We start from the raw sequence: 18,390 nt of genomic DNA, 5'->3' as shown, positions 1-18,390 counted from the left end.
TAAAAAGTGGCATTCAGCGCCCTACATGGGATAGTCTTTTATAGCCTCTACTATTCGATTTTTATTACTTTTGTCTCTTAACGTATATAACGTGCAACTCAATCAGCTTACTGCCATTTCGCCTATAGACGGCCGCTATTTTAACAATACCCAGGCGCTTGCCCCATACTTCTCAGAATTTGGTTTGATTCGCTACCGCGTGTTGGTAGAAATTGAATACTTTATCAGTTTAACGGGTGTGCTTCCAGAGCTGGAGAGCTTCCCTGCCCGTGACCTTGAAAAACTCAGACTGATTCATAAAAACTTTTCGGAAGCAGATGCTTTGGTCATCAAGCAAATTGAGCTGACAACCAATCACGATGTAAAGGCGGTAGAATACTTCATCAAACAAAAATTTGATGATTTGGGCCTTGCTGATTTCAAAGAGTTCATTCATTTCGGGCTCACTTCGCAAGACATTAACAATACCTCTATTCCGCTTTCGCTGAAGGAGTTCATGGACAAAGAGTTTTTGCCTGTCATGCATGCCTTTGTTGAAAAACTATCTGCTAAAAGTCTGGAGTGGAAAGATATTGCCATGCTGGCACGCACACACGGCCAGCCCGCCTCTCCAACTCGCTTAGGCAAAGAAATCAGTGTGTTTGTAGCACGCATTAATAAACAATTAGAGTTATTAAAAACAGTTCCGCATTCAGCTAAGTTTGGTGGGGCTACTGGTAATTTCAATGCACATCATATTGCTTATCCGGAAGTAGACTGGAAAAAATTTAGTAATGAATTTGTCAGCCATAGACTGGGTTTGGTCAGGAGCCATCCTACTACACAAATAGAACATTACGATAACCTGGCAGCCATTTTCGATAATCTGAAACGCATCAATACCGTGTTGATCGATTTCAGTCGCGATGTTTGGCAGTATGTAGCCATGAATTATTTCAAGCAGAAAATAAAGGCTGGTGAAATTGGCAGCTCTGCCATGCCGCATAAAGTAAACCCTATTGATTTTGAAAATGCTGAAGGCAATTTGGGTTTTGCCAATGCCATTTTTGAACACCTCTCTGCCAAACTTCCTATCTCTCGTTTGCAACGCGACTTAACAGATTCAACTGTGTTGCGTAACATAGGGGTTCCATTGGCACACACTTATCTCTCAATTAAATCGTTGCAACGCGGTATTGATAAACTGGAATTGAACAAAGCCGCTATTGATGCCGATTTAGAAGACAACTGGGCTGTGGTGGCAGAAGCGATACAGACTGTATTGCGCAAAGAAGGATATCCGAACCCTTATGAAGCGTTAAAGGATCTTACCCGCAAAAATGAAAAAATTACGCAAGCTTCAATCAGTACCTTTATCGATGGTTTAGCCGTAAAGGAAGAGTTAAAGAAAAAATTGAAAGCGATTACGCCTTATAATTATACTGGGATAGAGTAAGCTTGCCGTTCAGAAGTAAATTGCCTGTGGTCGGTGAAAACAGCGACCACAGGTTAATTGCTGTTAACGCAGCTGCACCTTCGTATTCGCTCAATCATAAAACATCAGGTTGTTTTTAGGCTACATGAATATTTTTCTTATCCTATTTTTGATATGAGTAGATTCCTTTTCAGCTTAATACTAATTCTTGCGGGCAATATGATACTTATTGCTCAGCAAACTGAATACGTGTGTACGCCCTGTGGGCAATCCTGTGATGAACATATATTTCATAAGCCCGGATTTTGCCCTGATTGTAATATGAAACTGATACCAAAATCAGAAATTACGTTCGAGAATTTAAGTATTGAAGAGTTTTGTAATCGTATCACAAGTAATCCCTCAATCATTTTGCTTGATGTTCGTAGCAAAGCTGAGTTTACAGGTGAAAGACGAAATAGCTATGGTTATTTCAAGAATGCAATCAATATAAATATTGATGACCTCGAGAAAGACCTGGTTAAACTGGAGGATTTTAAAGACCGTGAAATTCTCATCTATTGCAGTCATAGTATACGTAGCCCACGTGCTGCACTTATCTTAAGTCGAAATAATTTTAAAAATCTTAAGAATCTCAAGGGAGGTGTATCTACCATCACTTCATCTGAAAGTGTATGCCTCCAGAAACATTTTGTGACCTTCAGGTAAATTGATAGCTTACTCTTTGCATGTTAATGACCTGCCAGTTTAGGACTAAAGTATGTGTAGCTGACACTCCATTTGATGCGTGTTGCTTACAAAGTTATTTTATGTAAGACAATTTATAACTAAATATCTCAAGCCACCTGATGAAGTAAGTTGCCTCTGGTCGGTGTTTTCACCGACCGGCTTATTTCTTTTACAAATAATCCTCAAAATGAGTGATAAAACCTCAATCGTCTTAGTTGAGTTCATAAAGCCTGTAAGTGAAGTATTTGTACTCCTCTGAAATTTACACAAACCCGCCTTCACTGGATTGTAATGTACATAGTAGCCTTGTAAGATATTCTCTCCCATAAATAATTGAGTCGATGTTGCTGCCATACTGCTCCAATGATGTTGGCGCAGATTTTATTAGGTTAAACTTAATCTACTGTGCTGTAAATTTGAGAAAAATCTGCTCATTGCTTTTATTAACCCAAGCATCTTGTCTGCACGATAGCAAATGAATGTGATTTGGTCTAATGACAAATCCATAAAGCCATATACGATTATCCTTCACTATGAATTAAGGTTTTCAATTAAGATGTCCTTCCGCTCATCTAGTAACAAGAGCGGCTACCATACTAGTCAAGGCATGCAGCGGTAAAGAACAAACGCTGTTCGAGATGTTAGCGCAGCGCATCTTGAACTACAAATAAGGCCGGATTTTAAATCCGGTGCATGAAAAGTTCCAGATGCCCTTCGGAACATCTGGAACAGCAAGGTGGGGAAGAGTGGTCAGCGTGGTCGGTAAAAACACCGACCACAGGGTAAAACGCTGTTCGAGATGTTAGCGTAGCGCATCTTGAACTACAAATAAGGCCGGATTTTAAATCCGGTGCATGAAAAGTTCCAGATGCCCTTCGGAACATCTGGAACAGCAAAATGCACTCACAGGGATTACTTGTACGCGCAACTATGCCGCACAACCCCTCGTGATCCAACGCTGTTCGAGATGTTAGCGTAGCGCATCTCGAACTACAAATAATGCCGGATTTTAAATCCGATATATAAAAGTAAGGGGGGGTCAGTAGTGCACTCGCAGGGATTACTCATACACGCAGCCATGCCGCACAGCCCCTCGTGATCCCCACCATTTATTAAATGATATATCCTAAAACAAAAAACCCCTCACATAAGCAAGGGGTTTCAGTAGTGCACTCGCAGGGATTCAAACCCCGAACCTTCTGATCCGTAGTCAGATGCTCTATTCAATTGAGCTACGAGTGCGGTTCCAATCAGCTGTTTTTAACTGAATTGGGTTGCAAAAATAAAGAATAATTTATCTCTCACAACATCGTTATTTGGGTTGCCCCATAAAAAAACTATTTTTGAAGCTTGTTATGATGTTTTCAAAGGAAATAATGAAGAAACTACTGATTACCGCCCTTTTTGCCATGCTTTCTACGGCAATTTTTGCTCAGGAAATTGCTAAAACCAGCAAAGGACGCCCAAATATTCCCGGAACTCTCCAATTAGACCTTGGCATTAACCGCCTGGTTGATGCTCCCAACGACTTAAAAATTGGTTTGTGGGGATCACGTACCTTAAATGTTTATTATTTCCACGATATCCGTTTAGGAAAATCCAAGTTTAGTGTCCACCCTGGTATTGGTTTCGCCTTCGAACGTTACAAACTGCTCGAGTTTGATAAACGCTGGACAACTGACACCATCAGAAGAGCAACGCCTACCCTATCGGTAAATGCCGCAGGCAACACTTTCCTTCAACAGTCGGCTCGGGTGCTTTATGGTGCTGCTGATACGGTGAGTGCTATCAATAAATCAATGCTAATTACCAATTACCTGGACGTACCCCTGGAATTCCGTTTCACCACCAACCCTGATGATCCTTCTCGCAGCTTCAAAGTGTCAATTGGCGGCCGTGTGGGTTATTTAATTGGAGCACATACTAAACTTAAGTATAAAGAGGATGGCGAGACCAAGAAGTTAAAAGACATGCAAAATTTTAACCTGAGCCCGCTTCGTTATAGTGCAACCCTGCGTATCGGCATTGGAAATTTCAACTGGTTTGCACATTACAATCTCAACCCCTTATTTGAAAAAGATAAAGGCCCTGAAGCTACCAAGGCAAACAACTACACCGTTGGTATTTCGCTTTCTGGTTTCTAAAGTAATGTTATTTAGTTAAGCTGCTTTAATTATCCTCTCCTTCAAGAGAACTAGAGGTGAGCTTGCCTGCACTTAGCCGTTATGGCAAAGGCAGGGCCAATAAAAAGGTTTAACTAAACAACATTGGGTTCTAAAGTCCAACCTTCTTTAATCGTTCCACCATTTCAAATACGGCAGGACACACAAGTGTATTCTTGTGTGTTAATTCCATGATCTGCACCATTTTTTTTCGATCTGTGTGTGGGTACTCACGACATGCCTTGGGTCTGCTCTCATAAATAGAGCATTCATTATCATTTCCCAGGAAAGTACATGGAGAAGACTGAAGTACGTAATCTTTATCGGCATCCATTCTCAAGTATTGTTCGACAAAATCGCCTGGCTTCATGCGCAGGTATTTAGCAGCACGCTCAATATCTGTCGGGTAAAAAATGGGGCTGGTGGTTTTACAACAATTGGCACAAGCAAGGCAGTCGGTCTTTTCAAATACTGCCTCATGCAAATCATGAAAAGCTGCATCTACCTTTTTAGTGTCCTTTTTCTTTAAACCTGTCAGAAACTTCTTGTTCTCATCACTTAGCTTTTTAGAACGATGAGAAAAATATTGCAAATCCATAGTTCAAAACTACGCAATGAAGCCATTAATCAGTCAGGGATTTAATTCCTTTTTTGGGAATACTCAATTTCCAAATAGGAAAATTTATCGATGAAATGCTGAAAATAGCGCTAAAATCCATCAGGACTGATTTATGCGTATGTAGAGAAAAATTATTGAGGCGTGAGAATTGCTATTGTTATCAACACATCCTGGAACATTTATAATTTCAGGATGAATTTTGTAAAAGCACTATTGGATCAAGGTCATGAGGTCCATACGATTGCACCCAAAGATGAGTATACGCATCTGCTTACTGAGATCGGATGCAACCACCACAATGTTTATATGGACAGTCGTGGTGCTAATCCATTAAAGGATTTTGCGCTGGTAGTAGAATTAACTATGCTCTACCTGAAAGTAAAGCCAGATGTAATTCTCCATTACACGATTAAACCCAATGTTTATGGCTCTATGGCTGCAGCCCTTGCAGGGATACCTTCAATTAACAATGTGTGTGGTTTGGGAACTGTCTTTTTGAAAGAAGGACTCGTATCTACGATAGCCAAAGTTCTTTACAAGATTTCATTCCGTTTTCCAGAAAAAGTGTTTTTTCAAAATCCTGATGATCTTCAGCTTTTTCTAGATAAAAAAATAATTAAACGTGAAAAAACTGAACTGCTGCCTGGTTCGGGCATTGACTTAAAGCAATTTGTACCGAAGCCTTTTAAAAGAAACAGCACCTTTACTTTTCTGGTGGTATCCAGAATACTTTTTGATAAAGGGATCATGGAATACATTGAGGCCATCAAAATACTAAAAGCAAAAAGTATTGACGCCAGATTTCAACTGCTGGGCGGTAAAGACCCTGAACACAAAAGAGGTGTTCCACTGGCTGATATTCAGGCATGGATATCAGAAGGACTTATTGAGTACTTGGGCAAAACAAATGATGTACGCCCCTACCTAGATGCGGCTGATTGTATTGTATTACCATCTTATCGTGAAGGATCACCGCGTTCACTTATGGAAGCAGCAGCCATGAGTAAGCCTATTGTTACAACGAATGTGCCAGGCTGCAATCAGGTTGTAATTGGTGGATTTAATGGATTGCTTTGTAACTCACATGATGCCGTAGATCTTGCAGATAAAATGTTGCACATGATGAAACTATCAGATGCTACACTCCAACTGATGGGTGAGTGCGGTAGAAGGAAAATGGAGTTGGAGTTTAGTGATACCATTATTGTTGACCGTTACACGAAAGTATTGAATCAGTTAAGGCATGATGCTGTTGTAACACAACTGGCCTAAATGGTTTTATTTTTCCATCGTCCGGATTTCATATAAAAGTATGCCATGGTAAACATACTGGTCCAGTATAACCATTCACTGGCCCAACCCCATGTGATAGGCAAATTCAACCATTCTAATACCACAAATACATACACACAGTAGAGTACAATAGTGATTAACTCAATGAACAGGTTAATTTTAGAATTTCCTGTACCTGTTACAGCATTTAGCCAAATGGTACCAAACGACATTAACACGAGCGCTATCGAAACAATACGCACCACTGGAATGGCCTCTGCAATGAATTGATCATCTTGTCCATAAAAAGAAAGGAAAAACTCGGGAAAGATATTGATCGCAGCACAAAGAAAAGCAGCAATACTAAAACTCATCGTAACTATTCTTTTGATCAGTGGCAGCACATCTTCCGATCTGCCTTGACCAATTACATTGCTTACCAGGGTGTTGGTTGCAGAGGCAAACGCCCAACAGAAAATACCAAACAAACCAAAAATATTTCGCATGGTGTTTGAAATAGCTAAGGCTCGCGGCCCATGGTGCTCAATCAGTATGTAAAAAAACTCCCAACTAATGATGCTGATAGCAAACTGCAAAATTAATGGCAGTGACTGCGTAAAGATTAACCTGGTAATGGTAAAGTCAATTTTTGTTTGTTCAAAAAAAGAAAATTGCTTGTGAATGCCTTTAAGGTGAATAACCCAGTAGATGACAAGTAAGCCACTTGCCTCTGCAATAATTGAAGCATAGGCTGCACCATTAAAGCCTAGGTTAGGCAGGCCCAATTTTCCATAAATAAAGCCATAGTCCAATACAATATTCACTATGGCCTCCGACAACGTGCCCCATACTAAGAATCTGGTTTGGTTAGTACCAACCAACAACGCATTACGCATTACATACAAATACAAAAAAGGTAATCCCCATATTCGAATCAGCAGAAAATCAACAACCTGTTCTGCAATGATTGCATCATGAATGGTGGCTCGTAAAATAAAAGGAGCCAATACGTAAGTAATACAGATGCCAACCATAGCCATGGCAAGAGCTACCCACACGCCATTATAAAAAAGTCTGCCGATTTCTTTGGGTAAATTTTGTCCAGCCCTGCGTGCAATCAATGCTTGCAAGCCATTATTAAATCCACTTCCTATTACTGCAAAAATAAGGTAATAAACACCGGTTATACCTGCACTTGCTAGTTCTTGCTCACCAAGCCTGCCCAAGAAAATATTGTTGGTAATGAAATTAATTTGTGGCACCAATAAAGCCAATGAAATAGGCAACGCCAATTTCAATATGCTGCTATAACTGGTTTCTAATTTTAATTCCATTTGTTATGCCTGAGCAAGTATTAGCATCGCATGGTGGTCTGCTATTTGGATTTACCAAAAAGCTGGCGATCCATAAAAAAAGTACCAAAGGGTAGAAGACTTGAAAGAAAAACAAGCACTATTTTGAGCAGCCCCCATCGAAAGCGAATAATCATTTCCAGTAGACTGATACAGAAGCCCACAAAAAGCACCCCATGCAACATACCCACTATACGAACTGCTATTGGTAAATCTGCCAGGTATTTCAATGGCATGGCCACAAATAAAAGAATAATGTAGGACCATCCCTCAGTGTTAGCGATAAGCCTGAATCGTTTTTCAGCTGGTGATGATATAACTTCCGCTTGCATATTTTCTTAAGGTTTGCTTTAAAGCCTTTGTTCTTAAAACCCATGTGTAGCTTATGCTACAGGGCATTCAATTCAAGATTTAAGCCGCAAATCAACAAAATTTTGAAGAGAATAAGAAAACCAAAATAGCTACAGTCAAAAACGGATACGTTTTCCCTATCATGATAAAACTTTGGGATTTCAGCGTATATAAAGAGTAACATCAAACCAGGTATACATATTATGAGACCAAAAAATAAATAGCAAAAGTGGAGATGGTGAATTGATCTTGCCTAAAAATTATCATCGTTTTTTCTTGAAATACAGCTCCATGTGTTTATCTCTTTTAACACTTAATTTTACCAGGCACTATCGTTCGTTAGGAGGAAAATGTGCCTGATAATTGTCACCTAACAGCTGTTACTACATGCCAGGGATCTATCTTTACGCAGGCGTAGGTAAAGGGTTTTCACATCTGATACTTACCTATTTTTTTAATAGAGTGAGTAGTCACTTTTAACATTTTAATTCGACTAATGTATACATCATTCATTGTAGGTACAGGTTCCTATATACCTGAAATTGAAATTCCAAATGCCAATTTTTTACAACACAGCTTTTATGAAAAAGTTGGCGAACCTTCTTCTAAAAGCAATCAAAGTATCATTGATAAATTTTCAGAAATTACGGGTATTAAGTCAAGGCGATATGCGAGACCCGATCAGAATGCATCAGATCTTGGAACACTTGCTGCTGAGGCTGCTATTGCCGATGCAAAAATTGATAAAGAGAGTCTCGACTACATTATCGTTGCCCATAATTTTGGCGATGTGCGATATAACAGTAACAAAACGGATATACTACCTTCGCTCGCCTCGCGAATAAAATCGAAGTTGCACATTGAAAACCCAAATTGTGTTGCCTATGATGTGCCATTTGGTTGCCCGGGTTGGGTAGAGATTTTTATTCAGGCTAACTATTACATCCGCAGTGGTGATGCCAAGCGCTGTCTGATTATTGGTGCTGAAACCTTATCGCGTGTGATTGATCCGCATGATCGTGACTCTATGATTTACAGCGATGGAGCCGGTGCTGTCATTATAGAGGGGCACAATGATATAAGCAGAGGTTTGTTGTCGCATAAAACGCAAACCTATGCATCGCAGCATGCTTATTTGCTTACGCTTGGCGAGTCGTATGTAAATACTCCGCAAAAGGAATTGTACATTAAAATGAATGGTAGGCGTGTGTATGAATTTGCCATCAGTCATGTGCCCATGGCCATGAAGCTTGCGCTGGATAAGGCGGGCATTGCATTAAAGGATGTGAAGAAAATTCTGATACACCAGGCAAACGAAAAAATGGATGAAGCCATTATTCATCGTTTGTATAAACTATTTGATATTCATGAAGTGCCAAAAGGCATTATGCCCATGACCATTGGTTGGTTAGGCAACAGTTCTGTCGCCACTATTCCCACCATGTTAGATCTGATTTTAAAAGATAAAATGACGGATCAAAAAATAAAGGAAGGCGATGTAGTCATTTTTGCATCGGTAGGCGCTGGTATGAATATTAACGCCATTGTTTACCGGTTTTAGTAGCCACACAATGTTTGTGTGGCTACTAGCACACGAGTATCGTGTGGCCACACAAACATTGTGTATTATAGGATACACGAGCATCGCGATTATAGGATACACGAGCATCGCGATTATAGGATACGCGAGCATCGCGTATTTACTAATTATGGGGTAACTTTAACGCGTACTGCGTTCAGGCCTTTTAAACCACGTTCCACTTCAAAAGTAACTTTGTCGTTTTCTTTGATTGGTCCAGTTAGTGCGTTGATGTGCACAAAGATGCTTTCCTGGCTTTGTAAGTCTTTGATAAAACCATAACCCTTAGAGTCGTTAAAGAAAGTAACCTTTCCTTTGCGAATGGCATCAGCCGGATCAAGTTCTACGTTATTGCGTGCTCCCAAAACGATGTCTTCTTCACGAATAACTGTTTTCTTCTTGGTAGGATCTGGAGGAGTTGATGTAATGTTTCCATTCTCATCCACATAAGCCAACATTTCATCGAGGTTGTTGCCATCTTTTGCATTGGCTTTACGATCCTCTTTACGTTGTTCTTTTTCTTTTCTTTTTTGAAGTTTCTTCTTCTCTGCTTCTTTTTTGCTAAAGGTCTCTTGTGATCTTGCCATACTTAATTTTGATGTTGCACTTTATTTTTAATGTTTTCCTTGCAGATAAGATGGGAGTCGGGAGATAATTCCCTCAAATAAAGAAAGGAACTGCAAGGTACTTGAATTAAGTGACTATTGCTAAAGCAAAAACGTATAAGTCAGTACAAGCAAAAAAATCCTGTAGTCTAAACCACAGGATTTTTGGGAATATTTATGCTTTTTCCCTTAAAATGATCTATTCAGAATGATTTTAAAGTCAGGTTGATGTCATCCGTTCACTTCACACTCATTAAAATTCAATGATAAAACCAATGGTAGGCACAAAGAAGGGTGAATCATCATCCAGCAATAACGGAATGGCATTTGAACCATCCTGTTTTACCGGCTGACCATCTGTAGTCGTATAGGTGCCATCTGCATTTCTCTCGAAAGTATATTCAGCCGGCTGAGGGGTAGTGCTGCGGAAAGCATTCTGGATATCCAGATACAAATCGAAAGTAAATTGCCTGTAATTCCATTTCTTGTCTACGCGCAAATCCACCTGGTTAAAAGCATTCAGCCGTTGTGAGTTTAACAGCGACAAATCACGTACACCAACACCCTGGCTCAGGTAATTAGCACGTGAAGCTTCTAAATCAAAAGGTGTATAAGGTGCACCACCTGCATAGCGAAACTTCAATCCCAGCTCCCAACCTTTCTTCAGTTTTTTGCCTAACAAGGCAGAAACAAGGTGTTGGTTATCCCATGAAGATGGAACGAATACACCATCTACCCCAGCGAATTCACTTTTGTAGTAAGTGTAGGCCAACACATAAAACAGACTTTTAGTTAGTTTCTTTTGGGTGAAGAACTCCACACCAAAACTTCTGCCCTCTCCTGTGCTGGTTACTGCCTCATTGCCAATGGCGCCAAAGCTCGCCCCCTCATTGGCCAAGGAAATACCACGACTCACTGAAACAGGATAATTGTTATATTCTTTATAGAAACCCTCCAAGGTAAAACGCAAGCTTTCATTTGGTAAAAACTCAATGCCTGTTACGTAATGGTCGGATTGTATGTATTTGTTAGATCGGTTAACAAACTCGGCCTGATTATTTTGGTAACCTAACACAGTATAAATAGGAATTTTATAATAACTGCCGAGTGAAGCATTCACATTCCACTGATTATTTACGGCATAGGAAAAGGAAACTCTTGGTGATAATGTTTCTAAAGGATTATTACCATCATCGGTAAAGCTATTCATGTCTGTACGCACACCGCCAGATACACTAAAGCGGTTGTTAAAAAATGATCTGGTGGTCTGGAAGAAAGCACCATACTTCACAAAATCCAGCTCAGTATTGAAATCAAGCAACACTTGTGGTTGTATCACATTGTCATTTACATCCCTTAACTCCTTTTGCAATACATTGAACACATCATTTTTAAACTGCACGTATTGAAACATAGCTCCATACGAATACTTCCAGGCACCGATGGATTTATTAACATCAATGCGCAGTTTATTTTCAACTTCATCAGAACGGGTTTTGAGTGTACGCAACGATTCGTCTCCATTATTTCCATCCTCAAACTTATCCAGTCGGTTATCTAAATAATTGCGACTTAGTGAAATATTCATGTATCCATTATTAAGCAAATGCTTTAAGGCAAAACCTATGGTATAGCTATTCTGATTGATTAATGGATTAGAGCGTAGTGTATATTCTTTTTCAGGTGTGCTCTCTTTAGGCACCGCAAAACTAAATTCATCAATAGCCCCGATACCAATAGCTGTAAGTGAAGTTTTAGCATTGAATTTATGCGTAACCTTATATTGAAAATCCCAATAGCTGGGACGAATTGGTAAATCGATCAGTTTAAAAAATGCCTGTAAATACGACCTGCGTGCAGACGCGAGGAAAGTTGTTTTGGAAGAGATTGGGCCATCAAACGTGGTAGCCAGTTCTGTACCGCTTAAGCGAATGTTCCCCTGAATACGTTCTGTATTTCCATCGCGCTGCTTAAATTGAAACACAGAGGACAAGGGATTATCGTAGCACGCATTAAAGGCACTGGTGCTCAGTGTTACATCTTCAATAAAAGAAACGTTAAGGATACCTTGTGGGCCACCCGAACTACCCTGTGTAGTAAAATGATTGATGATGGGCACTTCAATACCATCGAGATAAAAAACATTCTCGTTCGGTGCACCACCACGTATAATGATATCGTTGCGAACGGTGCCGCCCGTGCCACCACCCACGCCAGGCAAAGATTGTATTACCCGTGATATATCAAAATTACCACCGGGGTTACTCTTGATTTCTTCTGTAGAAAGTTTTTGTATGGAGAGCGGTGTTTCTAAAGTAGCAACAGCGGCAGTCTTGCCTGCCTTCACTACCACTTCGTTCAGTGTGGTGAGTTCTTCTTCCAGGTCAAAATTGATGATGGCAATATTGCCCGAGGTGAGCACCACATTGTATTTTTTCACTTCGCGATAGCCCACAAACGTAGCTTTAAGCGTATAGCTACCCGTTGGCGCATTGAGTTTATAGTTACCATCAATGTCTGAAGAGGTGCCGATGATTGGATCGCTTCCTTCAATAAGGATCGAAACACCAATTAATGCCTCCTGAGTGTTGGCATCTTTAACCTTACCCGAAATAGTACCTGTTTGTGCCCATAGCTCAAACGTCAAAAGCATCAAAGTCAAAATAAGACCTAATCTAGCTGATATGTTTTTCATGTATCTTGAATTAAATAGGATGCAAACATATTATAATGATGTAATATATAAAATGTTTTCATTATAAATATAGTTAAAATATTGATATTCAGATAATTAATTTTTATTTTTTAATAAATTATATAATGTTATCATTTTATTTTATAAATTTGACTTTATGAACCAACACCCGTCTATAGTACCCCTGGTAGAGCAATGGGAAGCATTTGTGAAAGCGAAAGCAGGGTCGACTGTGGATGATTTTGCTAAATGGGTTTTGTTAAAGGAAAGACCAGAACCAAAAACGACAGCTCCTACGACACCTTTCTACGATCCTTTGTTAAAAGAAGCTCAACTCCAGGGTGACTATCCTGCCATACCCACCAGTCAGGGTTTGGCCATTCATATTGTGATACGTTTGTTCAAGGCCATACGCTTTTATTTCAAACCTACCTTGCAAAAGCATGGCTTTAAAAGTCTTGAGGAGTTTCTCTTTCTGGCGACCCTTAGCTGGAAGAATAACATCAGCAAAAAGACTTTATGCCGCACCAACATGACAGACATACCCACAGGTATTGATATTATTAAAAGATTGATTCAGCAAGGGCTGGTGGACGAACTGGAAAATCCGGAAGACAAACGCGAAAAATTATTGCGCGCAACAGATCTAGGAAAACAGAAGTTGTTTCAACTTTTTTCAGATCCTGAAGAAACTGCCGATGTTATGGCTGACATGAATTCCGAAGAGCGTTTAATCTTTATGCGCATGATCGATCGTCTTAATAACTTCCACACGAAAGTGTATCATCAACAGATTGACGAAAGATAGCCTGCAGGGTCGTGATGAGGTTTACCTGCAGGCTACGAAGTTTGATAACAAATTTTCTATTCCTGTTTGAGCGATTGTATAGGATTGTGTAGTACAGCTTTAAGCGATTGATAACTCACCGTAATCAAAACCAATACCAATACAAAAAAGCCAGTCAGAACAAATGCATTAGGACTCATCTGAATTCTGTACTCAAAAGCACTCAGCCACTCTTTCATCATGTACCAGGCGAGAGGACAGGCCAGCACAAAAGCAATGAATACATTTTTGGTGAAGGAAAACGAAACCATGAAAAAAAGATTTATTGCATTTGCACCTAACACTTTGCGAATACCCAGTTCTTTGGTTCTTCGTTGTACATGATATGTGGCCAAACCCAACAACCCCAGACAGGCAACAATGACACTTAATATTCCTGCCATTTCAAATATCTTACCCGCCTTTTGTTCTGAAGTATAAAATCTGTTTAATTGTTCCGATAAGAAATGATACTCAATAGGTGTTTGCGTATCAAATTTTTCATGCACTTTAGTGGCATCCGCTATTAATGCTTGCGAAACCCCCGATACTTTGAGTGTAAAATAATCAATGGAATTAATCGGGTTGTTGCGATAACCAATAACAATGGGTGCAATCTTCTGGCGCAAGGATTGGAAATTGAAATCCTTCAAAATACCAATTACATTCATTTCTAATGCAATACCATCCACACTGATTCGAATTTTACTACCCACAGGATTCTTTAAGTTCATAACTTTCACGGCTGCCTCATTCAACAGAATGTTTAAAGAGTCTGCTTCATTTCTTCCCGTAAAGAAACTACCGGCACTGAGTTGCAACTGGTATGTCTTTAACATATCTTCATCAAATCCCATAAAGAAGGTTTGCACGGAATCAACGCCCCCCCTATCTGTGCTGGCGTATACTTCATCGAGCTGCTTCCATTCTCCAGGTATATTCGATGAGACCGCTACCTCCTTTACTCCGGCCAAACGCGCAAATTCATTTTTCATACTTTGAAATTGGCTCCTGGCTGCACGGCTATTGATATCAATAACCATCATCTGTTCTTTATCAAAACCTATATCCTTATTCTGAATAAATTGAATTTGATCGCCAATTACCAAAGTAGATACAATTAATATGATGGTAATGGTAAATTGAAAAACAACGAGTGATGTACGCAAGTCAAACCTGCCTTTAGTTACTACAGGTTGGCCTTTCAGTGTAGCAACTGGTTTCAGCTTTGCCAGATAAAAAGCAGGGTAACTTCCTGCAATAAGTCCGATCAATAAGGTGATCAGTAGCAATGAGGGCAGGAACTGACCTAAGGTATCTAAAGTAAGATCAAAACTTTTTCCAGTAATCGTGTTAAAAAGCGGGAAGCATAAATCAATGGCAACGATGGACAATAGCATAGACAGCAGTGTAATCACAAATGCTTCTGTAAGGAATTGAAAAACAAGTTGTGTTTTTACTGCGCCTACAACCTTTCTTAAACCAATTTCCTTTGCCCGCAAAGAAGCTTTAGCTGTAGTTAAGTTAATATAGTTGATGGCTGCAATAATTAAGAGAAAAACAGCCATGGAAGAAAAGACATAAATGTACAAAGGCTCACCGTGTCCACGTTCAATACCCGACTCAATACTTGCAGAGTTGAGATAGATATCCTGAATGGGTTGAAATTCGGTGGTGAATGAGGCAGCATCGGCCCCCGCATATTGGGCAGTAAACGCAGGTATTTTTGATTTTAAGTCCTCAATCGATGCTCCTTCTTCAAGTACAAAATAAGTTGAGGCACCTATGCGCTGCCAGTTATTGAGGTAACTTTCCCACTCATCTCCAGTGCGCACGTTCGAAAACAAGAGGTCAAATTGTAAATGAGAGTTGTCGGGGATATCTTTTATTACTCCGGTTATTTTTACTTCGCCTGCTGATGTTGTGATTGTTTTGCCTATCGGATTCTCATCTGCAAAGTATTTTTTTGCTATTGATTCTGTGATGACTAAAGAAAATGGATCCTGCAAAGCAGTGGCTTTATTACCTGCTACAAATTCAAAATCGAAGATGTTGAAGAATCCGGGATCAGGCGTGGTAAACCAATTGCGCTCATTGTATTTTGCCTCACCAATGTTTACAATTACCTGACCTGATAATCGGAACAGGCGCGTCATTTCTTTTACCGCTGGAAATGTACTGACCAAGGTTGGCCCCATGGGTGGGTTAGTGCGTGCAATGGTTCTTACTTCATCAGCAGAAGATTCATCCCTCGTAAGAATTCTGTAAGTCCGGTCTGCTTTGGAATGGAACGAATCGTAGGATAATTCATGACTTACATACGTGTATAACATCGTGCTGAACGATATACCCAATACAAGACCCAGTATGTTAATTAAGGTAAATGCCTTATTTCTGATGAGTGAACGAAGTGCGATTTTAAAGTAGTTTTTGATCATAAGTATAGTGCTTGGCAAGGCTACGTTTACGATTTTCGTGCCAGTCACTAAGCTTTGATTTTATGCTTTAAACAAAGCTGTTTAAAATACGGCATGTTCGGAATCAGGTAAACTTGTTCGAAAGCGGGCAGGATAAATGAAGCTTATTTCTTACGCATAACCATGAAGGGAGCGCTTTTAACTACAAGTCCGTTTACCAATATTTCAAGTTTGTGCTTACCTGCGAAATGTTTTCTGGTTGTAAAATCCTGAAAGCTTTGTTTCTTTGAAATGCTCACTGTTGCATTAGCCTCCAGATTAACTTCTTTGAGCTTAAACACCTTGGGAGAGGTGTCACCGCCCTTTTTAACATAATGCACACGGTAGTCCACCATTAGTTTTTGTGCTTTAGTATGCGTGGAGATTAGTTCAAACTGAAAAGTGATGGCCGCTCCTATCCTGATTGAGTCGCTGCTTAGTTTGAACTTTCGAAGCGACACTTTTACATTTTTTGTGAAATTAAAAGCAGCCAATGATTGTGGGTCGCCTTGCTTAAAAAGTGAACGACAGCCACGTTTTACAATCCAGGCCGTATGCGGATGTTGCTTATCCCATGCTTTAACCAAACGCAATACGTAGTCGGGTGTATCTTTTGAAATATCATTGATATGGTTAGCAACCGACTTTCTCACATATAGAGAATCATCTTGTTTCAGGTTTTCAAGGATGGGTTGGGTTAATGCAGGGTTTTGTATGATGGCATCCAGCTTGAATGACCAGGGTAAACGCGGACGGCTACCTTCGGAAGATAACCTGCGCACATGCTCATTATCATCTTCCGACCATTGGTACATGGTTTTGATGGTACGGTCGATGTCGGCTTTTAAAAAGGTGCGGATAGCAAATTCTGACGAACCGAATTGAGTAAAATAATGCAGTGCATGCAAACTCGTTTTTACATCATTTATGCCAAACTGACTGACAAAATCGGGGAAGACTAAATTAGTATAGCCAGGTTTAAGTAAGGGAATGGTTTCTTTTAAAATACCTATGGCTTTTTCATACTCTGCCGGTAAGTAATGATGCAAGACAACACTGGTATGGCGCATACGCTCGTTCAGCGACAAGGAAGCCAATGGTTCTATAGCTTGCTTTAAAAATTTTTCAGAATCAAAGGGTCTATACACCTGTTTGATCTGATGTGCCAGCCTTGCATAGTAGGCTTGGTTAAACATTTCTTTGAGTGGTTCCATACGTGAGTACAAAGAAAGCAATCCCTTATGACACCTGTATGTCAGCAGTAATTTGCCTGGAAAAATACGCCATAAAAATATGGTTAGACCTAATGGAACTCTTGGCACTTCCTAAACCAATATAAGTAAGGGCGAAAGCAACTAACATAAATTTTATTTATGTTTTATATAATTAATATAAATAAAAATATATAATTCTCACCACCCATTTTTGCAGCAAAAAAAATATGAAACTGAAACAGTACATCATTCTCCTACTTCTGAGTACGCTTTTCAATTATCTATTACAGGCACAGCAAAGACTTACACCCGATCAAGCACTTGCTTTATTACAAGCAGGCAACAAACGATTTACCACCGGAAAATCCATTCATCCCAACCAAGATCTACAACATATAAAGGCTGTTGCTGCTGCCCAGTATCCTATTGCCACCATTATTGGTTGTTCAGATTCACGTGTACCCAATGAAATTATTTTTGATCAGGGGGTTGGCGATTTGTTTATAGTGCGAACAGCAGGCCAGGTTTGCACCTATGCCTCCTGGGGCAGCATTGAGTTTGCAGAAGAAGTGCTGGGAACAAAATTGATTGTGGTACTTGGGCACACGCAATGTGGTGCTGTAAATGCCGCTGTTAAACTAAATGAAGTGCCAGGCCATATTGTAACACTAATCAATGCCATCAAACCAGCTGTGGAAAGTGCAAGAGAGAAACATCCAAATGATTTATTAGATGCTGCTATCCGTGAAAATATTAAAATACAAGTTGCGCAACTGCGTAGCCTGGAGCCGGTGTTAGCCAAGCGTGTGCGCGAAGGCAGCATCAAAATAATTGGTGCATTATATCACCTGGAGACGGGAGAAGTAGAGTTTTTAGAATATTAGGCAGATATTTCCTCCGGGCATTTTAAAGCCTTGATGATCTATTGCCAAGGCTGGATTTAAAAAAGAAAGACCGATAAATTACCGGTCTTTCTGGTTTTGTAGTCATGATGTTACTCATATCGTACCAATTATTCAAAATTTAAAGAAATTCAATAATCTGATATTTTATTAAGATACTTTTAGGTATGCCATTACTGTACCTCTACAAAAATCATTTAACAATAATAAGCTA

The 18,390-nt window shown here is 39.8% G+C and carries 14 protein-coding genes and 1 tRNA gene; 7 read left to right on the top strand and 8 right to left on the bottom strand.

Features of this window, described 5'->3' with window-relative positions; all coding sequences use genetic code 11:
- Nucleotides 1–91 precede the first annotated feature (91 nt).
- Both purB and ACO1XM_RS00655 read left to right on the top strand, forming a co-directional pair.
- The gene (gene purB, locus ACO1XM_RS00660) at nucleotides 92–1,435 is read left to right on the top strand and encodes an adenylosuccinate lyase (RefSeq protein WP_486225076.1); all 1,344 of its coding nucleotides are present in this window, start codon (nucleotides 92–94) and stop codon (nucleotides 1,433–1,435) included.
- Nucleotides 1,436–1,588: 153 nt separating this feature from the next.
- Nucleotides 1,589–2,122, top strand: a complete 534-nt coding sequence (locus ACO1XM_RS00655; protein WP_486225074.1) for a rhodanese-like domain-containing protein — start codon at nucleotides 1,589–1,591, stop codon at nucleotides 2,120–2,122.
- A gap of 1,189 nt (nucleotides 2,123–3,311) precedes the next feature.
- On the opposite strand, the gene ACO1XM_RS00650 is transcribed toward ACO1XM_RS00655, so the two are convergent.
- Nucleotides 3,312–3,385 (bottom strand) — tRNA-Arg (locus ACO1XM_RS00650).
- A gap of 134 nt (nucleotides 3,386–3,519) precedes the next feature.
- Here ACO1XM_RS00650 and ACO1XM_RS00645 point away from each other — a divergent pair.
- A complete protein-coding gene (locus ACO1XM_RS00645; RefSeq protein WP_486225072.1) occupies nucleotides 3,520–4,287 on the top strand; it encodes an outer membrane beta-barrel protein in 768 nt (255 codons plus the stop codon).
- Between the two features lie 130 nt (nucleotides 4,288–4,417).
- On the opposite strand, the gene ACO1XM_RS00640 is transcribed toward ACO1XM_RS00645, so the two are convergent.
- Nucleotides 4,418–4,903 (bottom strand): YkgJ family cysteine cluster protein, encoded by a 486-nt coding sequence (locus ACO1XM_RS00640; RefSeq protein ID WP_486225070.1) that lies wholly within the window; start codon nucleotides 4,901–4,903, stop codon nucleotides 4,418–4,420.
- A 162-nt stretch (nucleotides 4,904–5,065) separates the two neighbouring features.
- On the opposite strand from ACO1XM_RS00640, the gene ACO1XM_RS00635 reads away from it, so the two are divergent.
- On the top strand, nucleotides 5,066–6,196 hold the full coding sequence (locus ACO1XM_RS00635; RefSeq protein WP_486225068.1) for a glycosyltransferase family 4 protein: 1,131 nt from the start codon (nucleotides 5,066–5,068) through the stop codon (nucleotides 6,194–6,196).
- On the opposite strand, the gene ACO1XM_RS00630 is transcribed toward ACO1XM_RS00635, so the two are convergent.
- Both ACO1XM_RS00630 and ACO1XM_RS00625 read right to left on the bottom strand, forming a co-directional pair.
- A complete protein-coding gene (locus ACO1XM_RS00630) occupies nucleotides 6,193–7,530 on the bottom strand; it encodes an MATE family efflux transporter (protein WP_486225066.1) in 1,338 nt (445 codons plus the stop codon). The genes ACO1XM_RS00635 and ACO1XM_RS00630 overlap by 4 nt on opposite strands.
- Before the next feature lie 41 nt (nucleotides 7,531–7,571).
- Complete coding sequence (locus ACO1XM_RS00625) at nucleotides 7,572–7,880, bottom strand: DUF3817 domain-containing protein (RefSeq protein ID WP_486225064.1); 309 nt, start codon at nucleotides 7,878–7,880, stop codon at nucleotides 7,572–7,574.
- Nucleotides 7,881–8,395: 515 nt separating this feature from the next.
- Here ACO1XM_RS00625 and ACO1XM_RS00620 point away from each other — a divergent pair.
- Complete coding sequence (locus ACO1XM_RS00620) at nucleotides 8,396–9,460, top strand: 3-oxoacyl-ACP synthase III family protein (protein ID WP_486225062.1); 1,065 nt, start codon at nucleotides 8,396–8,398, stop codon at nucleotides 9,458–9,460.
- Nucleotides 9,461–9,606: 146 nt separating this feature from the next.
- Here the strand turns inward: ACO1XM_RS00620 and ACO1XM_RS00615 are convergent, their stop codons facing one another.
- Nucleotides 9,607–10,065: a cold-shock protein gene (locus ACO1XM_RS00615; RefSeq protein WP_486225060.1), complete on the bottom strand. Its 459-nt coding sequence runs from the start codon at nucleotides 10,063–10,065 to the stop codon at nucleotides 9,607–9,609.
- Between the two features lie 271 nt (nucleotides 10,066–10,336).
- Nucleotides 10,337–12,778: a TonB-dependent receptor gene (locus tag ACO1XM_RS00610; protein ID WP_486225058.1), complete on the bottom strand. Its 2,442-nt coding sequence runs from the start codon at nucleotides 12,776–12,778 to the stop codon at nucleotides 10,337–10,339.
- Between the two features lie 157 nt (nucleotides 12,779–12,935).
- Between ACO1XM_RS00610 and ACO1XM_RS00605 the strand changes: the two genes are divergently transcribed.
- Nucleotides 12,936–13,586, top strand: a complete 651-nt coding sequence (locus ACO1XM_RS00605) for a MarR family winged helix-turn-helix transcriptional regulator (protein WP_486225056.1) — start codon at nucleotides 12,936–12,938, stop codon at nucleotides 13,584–13,586.
- 56 nt (nucleotides 13,587–13,642) lie between these two features.
- Here ACO1XM_RS00605 and ACO1XM_RS00600 read toward each other — a convergent pair whose 3' ends face one another.
- Nucleotides 13,643–16,042: an ABC transporter permease gene (locus ACO1XM_RS00600; protein WP_486225054.1), complete on the bottom strand. Its 2,400-nt coding sequence runs from the start codon at nucleotides 16,040–16,042 to the stop codon at nucleotides 13,643–13,645.
- A gap of 143 nt (nucleotides 16,043–16,185) precedes the next feature.
- Entirely contained in the window at nucleotides 16,186–17,274 is a 1,089-nt protein-coding gene (locus ACO1XM_RS00595) for a DNA alkylation repair protein (RefSeq protein ID WP_486225051.1), read from the bottom strand.
- Between the two features lie 227 nt (nucleotides 17,275–17,501).
- Here ACO1XM_RS00595 and ACO1XM_RS00590 point away from each other — a divergent pair, with 227 nt between their 5' ends.
- On the top strand, nucleotides 17,502–18,158 hold the full coding sequence (locus tag ACO1XM_RS00590; protein ID WP_486225049.1) for a carbonic anhydrase: 657 nt from the start codon (nucleotides 17,502–17,504) through the stop codon (nucleotides 18,156–18,158).
- Nucleotides 18,159–18,390 lie beyond the last annotated feature (232 nt).

The organism is Chryseotalea sp., from assembly GCF_057350905.1.
The sequence above is the reverse complement of the archived record's forward strand: the minus strand, read 5'-3'. Positions and strand labels throughout refer to the sequence as shown.